This window comes from Candidatus Infernicultor aquiphilus (assembly GCF_002784285.1).
Taxonomy (GTDB): domain Bacteria; phylum Atribacterota; class Phoenicimicrobiia; order Phoenicimicrobiales; family Phoenicimicrobiaceae; genus Infernicultor; species Infernicultor aquiphilus.
In genome coordinates, this window is record NZ_PFKO01000085.1 from 1 (window position 1) to 8,599 (window position 8,599).

Here is an 8,599-nt window from a genome sequence, read left to right on the forward strand (position 1 = left end):
TGGCTATTCGGTGTACTTTTTAGTTGTTCCCATGTTTTGCCTATCTCTCTACAGGCGATTTCAATGACTTTATCTTTTGTACAATAGCTATGAATCTTCCTGACAGAAGGAATCTCTTTTTCTTTTTTCAGTAAATATTTCTCCTCGATCTCTTGGACAAATTGTTTATTTCCCAAAATAGAATTTCCGATGATTTGCTTTTTTATTTCCAGCTTTGAAGATATATCGCTTTGTAGAGCTTGCCAGTAGTTATTACGTCCTTTTGGATTGTCTCCTCCATATTCTAAAAGGATGGTTTGGTAATCCACAAAGGATTGTGGATTATTTTTATTTATATAACCTTTCAGGCTACTCCATTTGAAGTGTCTTAAATATTTCTCTTTTTCTGATAGGGGAACATTCTCCATCTTTACCACTCTTACCGGATTAAGATGAATATAACGGGATAAGATATGTAAATAATTATCTTTTTGAACCAGTATACTTTTATATCTGCCTTGATAGAGATGTCCGACCCGGTTATATTTTCGATTATAATAAGAGGTATAGGTAATATTAAATTGCCTCATAAATTCGCTGAGATTGGCCAGAGGAGTTTCTAAGAGAAGGTGGAAATGATTGGACATGAGTACATAACTGTAGAGAATAACATTATAGGTATTTAGGGATTCTTTTAAAGTTTGAAGGAAAAAATCCCGATCAGGGTCGTCTGCAAATATATTTCTTCTTTCATTCCCACGAGAGGTAATATGATATAAGGCATTTTTATATTTAATTCTTAATGCTCTGGCCATAAATAAAGGATAGCTAAAAAGGGGTCAACTGTCAAGGATAAAGATTTGACCCCATTTCCACTAATTTGATAAGTATATAACTAATAGACAAAAAACTTCCACTATTTCATTTATCGCTCCCAATATATCCCCGCTTATACCACCAATTTTTTTCTGGGAATATTTTAAGATCAATAATACTAGCCCTATTCCTACCATCACCAGAGGCAGAAAGTATAATCTAAATAATAAAATACCTATAACTGCCATAGTTAAACTGGCGAAGATAACCTCTTTCCAGCTAACATAATCCATAAATAATTTACCCATACTATTTTTTAAGCGAGCTGGTCTACCTAAAAAAGCGGCTATCACCATACTCCAACGTCCTATAGTGGGAGTAAAAAACAAAGCGGCATCTTTTAAGAATAAGGGCATCTCCACCAGAAGAACAAACTTTAATAATAAAAGAGAAACTAATGCCACTACCCCTTTGGCCCCGGTAGAACTATCCTTCATAATCTTTAGTATTTCCTCTTTATTATGTCCTCCCAAAAATCCATCTACGCTATCGGCAAAACCATCTAAATGTAACCCTCCGCTAAGCCAGATCCAAAAAATTAGAACTAAAGTATCACCTACCAATGAAGAAACAGGGAGGTAATAAAATAATCTTCTTAAAAGTACCAGCAATACCCCCATTAACATTCCTACCAGCGGAAAGAAAGCCATAGAATTAGCCAAATGTTCTGCTAATGCCTCTTCATTTTGATTAGTATCGTCGGAGGGGGGAAACGAAATTATGGGGATAATAGTTAGAAAACGTATAGCTAAAGATAAATCTCTTAAAATTTTCATTGTTTTATTAGCCCTTTATCTTTAATGGTATTCCGGAAATCATCATAAAAACCTCATCAGCTTTATGGGCAATTATGCTATTTGCTCTACCTAAAATATCCCGATAAACTCTTCCCAGGGGATTATCTGGAACTAAACCCATACCAACTTCGTTAGAGACAATTATTATTTGAGCAGGAACTTGATAAGAAATCTCAGTTAGCTTTTCAATTTCTAATAAAATTTTTTCTTCCCATGGAGGGTTTCCAACTTTATTCTTTTCCCTTAATAAGAGATTAGAGACTAACAAAGTTAAACAATCTATTAGTATAACTTCTTTTTCCCGGCCTAAACTACTAACTAATTCGCTAACTTCTATTGGTTCTTCATAAGTCTCCCACTCAGCTGGCCTTTTAGTTTTATGTTTTTTTATTCTGTAGGCCATCTCTTTATCCAGAGGTTGACCGGTAGCCAGATAAACTACTGTTTTACCTAAACTAAGAGCCATCTTTTCAGCAAAATTACTCTTCCCGCTTCTTGCTCCTCCAGTGATAAAGATTAATTTCCCTCTATGCATAATATTTATTCTTCTTTCTATTTTATTGTCTTTTGCCTATGGACACGATGTATCGTGCCCATATATTATTGCGGGTTCGATGAATCGAACCCCTACCTCTGACTCCTATTTTTTTTCACGCAATACTAACGACTATTCACTATTCACTAACGACTAATTTATACTTTTTTATTCTCTACTCCAGCATCGCTAAAGGTAGCCATTTGAGTTAGTATTTTAACCCCCGCTTCAATAAAACTAATCCCCAAAGCAGCACCAGTCCCTTCGCCAAGCCGCATACCAAGATCGAACATAGGAACTTTCCCTATATATTTTAAGGCAATCTTATGCCCTTTTTCCATCGAATTATGACTCGCCAATATATAATCTTTTACTAAAGGAGCTAACTTAATCGCAATTAAAGTACTCGCACAAGAAATAAAACCATCAATTACAATAGGAACCCGATAAGCAGCAGCAGCTAAAATACAACCTACTAAACCTCCAATTTCAAAACCACCTATTTTAGATAAAACATCAAGACCATCTTCCGGATCAGGATGATTAATTTCTATTGCTTGTTTGATTACTCTTATTTTATTTTTAAGTTGGTCTTCATTTATCCCCGTTCCTTGACCGGTAACCTCCTCGACCTTAGATTTAGTCAAACAGGCTACTATGGCACTGCTAGGGGTAGTATTAGCAATTCCCATTTCTCCTAATCCTACAATGTCGATTCCTTTTCTACTTAATTCATCTTCAAAGACTTCGATTCCGGCCATTATTGCTCTTTCTGCTTCATCTCTACTCATAGCTGGACCCTGAGCGATGTTTTTTGTACCATAGGCAATCTTTTTTATAATTAATCCTTTTTCAGAAGCAAAATCTTTAGCCACTCCCATATCCACTACTAAAACATCTGCCCCTATATGCCTGGCCAACACATTAATACCTGCACCTCCGCGAATAAAATTATATACCATTTGAAAAGTAACTTCCTGTGGAAAGGCACTCACTCTTTCCTGGGCAACTCCATGGTCCCCAGCCATCACCAAAATTACTTTTCTTTTGATTTCCGGATTAAGATTTCCAGAAATACCTACTATTTGACCGGCAAAATCCTCTAGTCTCCCTAAACTTCCTTGAGGTTTGGTAAGATTATCTAATCTTTTTTGGGCTTTTTCCATAAGCTTAAAGTTAATGGGGGTAATCTTTTGAATAGTCTCTTTTATCTTCTTATTCATCTCTTTTCTCCTTTAACCATCCACTTTTCCACCAATCTTCCAGATGAGAGGTATCATTTATAAGTGCAACAAATGCTTTATGGTCATAATAATTTATAATATTTAAAGCAGTTGAATTTTGTTCTATATTCCAAATATATTTTAATTCTAGGTTTAGGGCATTACCGAGAATAACTCGAATAGTACCACCATGACAGACTAGAGCGATAGTTTTATCTTTATTAACTTTCTTATCTCTCTTTAGTATCTTGCCTAATTCAGTCATAACTCGGTCATTTAAATCTATTAAACTTTCCCCTTTAGGAATTTTAATTTTCTCATTAATATTTTCAAACCATAAGTTAAATTCATCCCCATATCCATATTTTGATTTAACTTCGTCAAAGGTATAACCTTCCCATATCCCAAAATTTATTTCTCTAAATTTAGGATTTATTATAATATCTATTCCTCGATCTTTAAAAATAATTTCCGCAGTATGTTGAGCCCTCTTTAAATCACTACAGTAAACTTCGTCTACCGGTACCCCCTTTAAGCGATATGACAATCTTTCCGCCTGCCCTATTCCTTTTTTAGTCAAATGGACATCCTTAAAACCACAAAATCTCTTTTGAACATTACCATCACTCTCTGCATGTCGAATCAAAATCAACTTTATTGCCATACTTTCAAGTATTCTCCTCTCTAATATATAATGGGGTCAAATCTTTATTCTTGACAGCCTTCTTCAATTCTTCTAACTAAATCCCTTAATTCGCTATCATTTGATTGTTTCCTCCATATTCTAAAAGCACAGTTTGGTAATCCACAAAGGATTATGTACTAAGATTGGCCGGAGGAGTTTCTAAGAGAAGGTGGAAATGATTGGGCATTAGTACATAACTGTAGAGAATAACATTATAGGTATTTAAGAATAAAGATTTGACTCCATTTCCATTTCCTTTAGTTCTTTAAAATTTTCTTTCAAACTGTAATACAATTTCTTATATAGCTGATAACCTTGATTATATATTTCGTTATTTTGAATCCCGGGAACGATAGTCTTTTTAACTTTAATAATTCTATTCACTGCTTCTGCAAAACTGTCATATACACCGACACCCACACCAGCAATCAAAGCAGCTCCAAAAGCGGGTCCTTCCTCTATATTTAATAGATTTATCTCTTCACCTAAGATATCAGCCAATATCTGCTGCCATATCCTGCTTTTTGCTCCCCCTCCGATAGCTCTTATCTCTTTAATCTTAACCCCTTTATCTTTAATTAATTCCAGAGAATCTTTTAAAGCAAAGGCTACTCCTTCTAAGACAGATCTTGTAAAATGCCTTTGATCATGTTTACCGGATATACCAAAATATACACCACGAGCATTAGCATCATTATGGGGAGTCCTTTCTCCATAAAGATAAGGCAAGAAGATCAATCCTTCACTACCAGGCTCTATCTCTTCAGCTAATTGATCTAATTTAGTATAACTTAATCTATTATTAAATAATTTTTTCTGTAACCATTCATAGGATATCCCTGCTGATAAGGTTACTCCCATCATATACCAGCTATCTGGGCAGGCATGATTAAATAGATGTATCCTCCCTTCTTGGTCAGCTTGAGGATTATTAGTCTGAGCCAAGACTACCCCTGAGGAACCGATACTGACCATCACCCTTCCTTCTTGAATAATTCCACTTCCCACTGCTCCACAGGCATTATCAGCTCCTCCAGCAACTACTGAAGTTCCGAATTTTAAACCGGTTTGCTCAGCTATATTTTTAGTTATCCTACCAGCTAAATCGAATGAATTAAGCACCGGAGAGAGTAAATCTTGGGTAATCTCCAGTTTTTCCAATAAGCTGGTAGACCATCTCTTTTTTATTACCTCAAACAATAGAGTACCGGCAGCATCAGAGACTTCGGTAAACAGCTCACCGGTTAATTTATAACGGATATAATCTTTGGGTAAAAGGATATGTTTAACCTTTTTATAATTTTCTGGTTCATTTTCTTTTAACCATAAGATCTTGGGAGCAGTAAATCCCTCCAGGGCGGGATTAGATACATAATGGATTAGCTGATCCAATCCTCCTGCTCTAGCATAAATCTCTTTACATTGTTCTGAGGTACGGGTATCACTCCAGAGGATGGCCGGTCTAATAACTTCCATCTTTTCATCAAGGAAGACCGAACTGTGCATTTGCCCGGATAGGCTTATTCCTTTAATCTGGTTAGAGTCAATAGGATTATCAGATACTGTTTCCTTTATCACTTTTACAGTGGCCTCCCACCAATCATAAGGAGATTGTTCTGCCCAACCAGGATGAGGAGTTGTAAGGGGATATGAAACTGTTTTACTGGAAATAATCTTACCTTCTGGGGATACTAATAGAGCTTTTACTCCACTGGTACCGATATCTAATCCTAAAAGATAACCCATAAAACACCTGCTTTTTAATTTTTGTATTTTTAATAATCACTCTTTATACATTCGGTCAAAGTATTTTTGAGCATTTGTCAGAGCTTCTCTCATAATATCCTCTGCTTTAGCGGTTTCTCGATTGTTGAGGTATTTCATTAATTGTTCTTTATCGAGTTCTTGAGCAGCTTGGGCACAGGCCTCCCAGCTTAGCACACTCCTAATCACTCTGTCGATTCCTTGTTCTTCATTGTCATATGGCCTTACCTGCATATCGTGGCCTTTCCAGCGATTAAAATCTGCTTCCCGGATTAAACCGGCTATGGCTATATTCATACCATTAACCCGCGTCCCGTGGTCGATATCATATTTTCCCGGTCCGCCAAGAATTATACCATCATTATAACCCTGACTGTTTAAGTGCATATGAACTAAAGCATGGTTATCTATTTCCTCAATAGTATCATATACATGGTCGAGCCCTATCATTTCTGAATGACCAAATTCTTTATTCACTCCCTTTTTATCACGAGTAATTTTAAACTCTTCTTCTAATTTATTCCAAAATACCAGGGCACTGGCTACGGTTGGAATTAAAAGAGCCGGATGTCCTTCATTGGGTTTAGGTTCTATCGCAAAATAGAGGTTCCCTCCTAATTTTTCTTCATATTGGCATAGTTTTGCAATACTCTCCTTAAGATTCTGATACATTTGAAAAATTCCTATAGAGGCAAGGTCATAACCAAACGAACCATTCCAAATAACCACAGTTGGCCATTTTGAGGGATCGGGATGCCAGGCTTTCCGAAGAGTCCCATAAGCAAGATTAACCGTCCTCTCCCCAAATTCTTCTGCTTTCTTTCTCTCCTGAGGATCTAAGGAGGCTACACCACCATAAGCATAATGTCTGTGAGCTCCTGGAGTTACCATAGCCAGATATATCTTGGAATCTACTAAGGCATCGGCTATTTCAGGAGCAGTCTTTTCATCAAACTCATTATCATAATGCATTTCAATTCCTAACTCTATATTACCCGGTAATCTCGGGGCAACTCTATTTCTTACCAGCTTAATCATATCAACAGTATTTAAATTTTTAGAATTCCATTTTGGCCTCATATCATCGGGGACAAAGCCACCCTTCCCCGCATTAAAAGTCCATCGACAGATACTATGTAATGATTTATTTTCTTTCATTTTCCACTCCTTAAATAGTAAGGTATATTAATTGATTTACAAAAAAGGACCTTTTATGATTTGACCTTCTTCCTCTCTGAAACCTAGATTAAATAAATTTAATTCTTTCATTAATAATTAAATCAGCCATCCCATAAACTGCAGCTAAACCAGCTAATTCACTAAATTTAATTTCTACCTTCTTATACGAAATAGATAAGGCACTTTCCTCAAGTTTTTTAATAATTTCATCATAAATATAATCTTTTATCTCTACAATCCCTCCGCCAATTACTAACAATTCAGGGCTAAGCCCATTAATAATATTGACTAACCCTATCCCAATATTCCTTCCTACTTCATTAAATATCTCAATTATCTTTTTATCGCCATTTTTACCTATTTGATATATCTCTTTCTTAGTCAATTCTTTATTACTATTAGATAATTTTAAATACCTATTAACAATATAGCTTTCCGAAGCAAGTGTTTCCCAGCACCCTTTATTACCACAGTGACATACTAAACCATTATTATCAATAATTATATGACCGAATTCCCCTGCATTTCCACTAGCTCCTCTATATAGTTCACCATTCAAAATAACCCCGCAACCTATTCCTTCATTAATTGAGATAAATACCATATTATCCATTTTTGGATAGATAAATTCTCTTTCCCCAATAGCTGCTGCTTTCGCCTCATTATCTAAGATTACCGGAAGGTTAAATTTATCTTTAAAAATCTTTAAAATATAAACATTTTTCCATCCTAAATTAGGCGCAAATTCTAATATACCCTTCTCTTTATCAATTAAACCAGGTACTGCTACTCCTATTCCCAGGAGATTATCTAATTTTAAATTCTTTTCTTCCCTCATCTTATCCATCTCAAAAAATACTTGTTCAAGGTTCTTCTGGTAATCATCTTTATAGGTTATGGGAATAACACTCTTGGTTATCACTTTTATTTCTAAATCAAACATCACTATCTTTATCTGGTTAACCTCAATCTCAATACTAAAAATATAAGCTTTGTGGGGATTAATCATTAATTGTATTGGTTTTCTGCCGCCAGAAGAAATACCTTTTTTGGTTTCAATCACGAAACCTTTTTTAATCAGAGTTCTAACATGGTTTGACACTGTACCGGCACTACATCCTGTAATTTCAGTTAGTTCTATCCGAGAAATAGAACCTTGCTTGCGAATTGCTTTAAAAATATTACTTAAATTCCATTTTCTGATTACGATTGAGTTTCCTAACCTAGCTTTACTTCTCTTCATTATATAAAATTTTCTCCTTCTTTTTCTAATTTATTTCTAAATATTATACACTCTCTTATAAAGACTTGTTTTTCCTTGATGTTACATCTACATAAACTGCTAAAATCAGGATTAAGCCTTTAACTATATACTGCCAGAACACACTCATATTCATAACGCTCATTCCATTTTCGAGACTGGTCATAAGCAAGGTACCCATTAGAGCTCCAAAAACTGTTCCAATGCCTCCCATTAAACTGGTACCACCCATAACACAACCACCTATAGCTGAAAGTTCATAATTCATGCCACCACTAGTGGTACCTGCGGCAACATAAC

8 protein-coding genes and 1 pseudogene are annotated in these 8,599 nt (G+C 35.4%); all 9 read right to left on the minus strand.

The window, feature by feature from the left end; translation table 11 throughout:
- On the minus strand, positions 1–794 hold a 794-nt coding region (locus COZ07_RS02360; protein WP_406606990.1), incomplete at its 3' end, for a transposase.
- 60 nt (positions 795–854) lie between these two features.
- The gene (gene cobS, locus COZ07_RS02365) at positions 855–1,631 is read right to left on the minus strand and encodes an adenosylcobinamide-GDP ribazoletransferase (RefSeq protein WP_406606991.1); all 777 of its coding nucleotides are present in this window, start codon (positions 1,629–1,631) and stop codon (positions 855–857) included.
- Positions 1,632–1,638: 7 nt separating this feature from the next.
- The gene (gene cobU / locus COZ07_RS02370; protein WP_406606992.1) at positions 1,639–2,187 is read right to left on the minus strand and encodes a bifunctional adenosylcobinamide kinase/adenosylcobinamide-phosphate guanylyltransferase; all 549 of its coding nucleotides are present in this window, start codon (positions 2,185–2,187) and stop codon (positions 1,639–1,641) included.
- Between the two features lie 158 nt (positions 2,188–2,345).
- Positions 2,346–3,410 carry a nicotinate-nucleotide--dimethylbenzimidazole phosphoribosyltransferase gene (cobT, locus tag COZ07_RS02375; protein WP_406606993.1) on the minus strand — a complete coding sequence of 355 codons (1,065 nt, stop codon included), beginning with the start codon at positions 3,408–3,410 and terminating at the stop codon, positions 2,346–2,348.
- The gene (locus tag COZ07_RS02380; protein ID WP_406606994.1) at positions 3,403–4,074 is read right to left on the minus strand and encodes a histidine phosphatase family protein; all 672 of its coding nucleotides are present in this window, start codon (positions 4,072–4,074) and stop codon (positions 3,403–3,405) included. Before COZ07_RS02380 ends, cobT begins: the two co-directional genes overlap by 8 nt.
- Before the next feature lie 243 nt (positions 4,075–4,317).
- Positions 4,318–5,841, minus strand: a complete 1,524-nt coding sequence (xylB, locus tag COZ07_RS02385) for a xylulokinase (protein ID WP_406606995.1) — start codon at positions 5,839–5,841, stop codon at positions 4,318–4,320.
- A 36-nt stretch (positions 5,842–5,877) separates the two neighbouring features.
- Positions 5,878–7,017 (minus strand): xylose isomerase, encoded by a 1,140-nt coding sequence (locus COZ07_RS02390; RefSeq protein WP_406606996.1) that lies wholly within the window; start codon positions 7,015–7,017, stop codon positions 5,878–5,880.
- Between the two features lie 88 nt (positions 7,018–7,105).
- Entirely contained in the window at positions 7,106–8,281 is a 1,176-nt protein-coding gene (locus tag COZ07_RS02395) for an ROK family transcriptional regulator (RefSeq protein WP_406606997.1), read from the minus strand.
- A 55-nt stretch (positions 8,282–8,336) separates the two neighbouring features.
- Positions 8,337–8,599, minus strand: a pseudogene (locus tag COZ07_RS02400) (sugar ABC transporter permease); the annotation flags it as partial.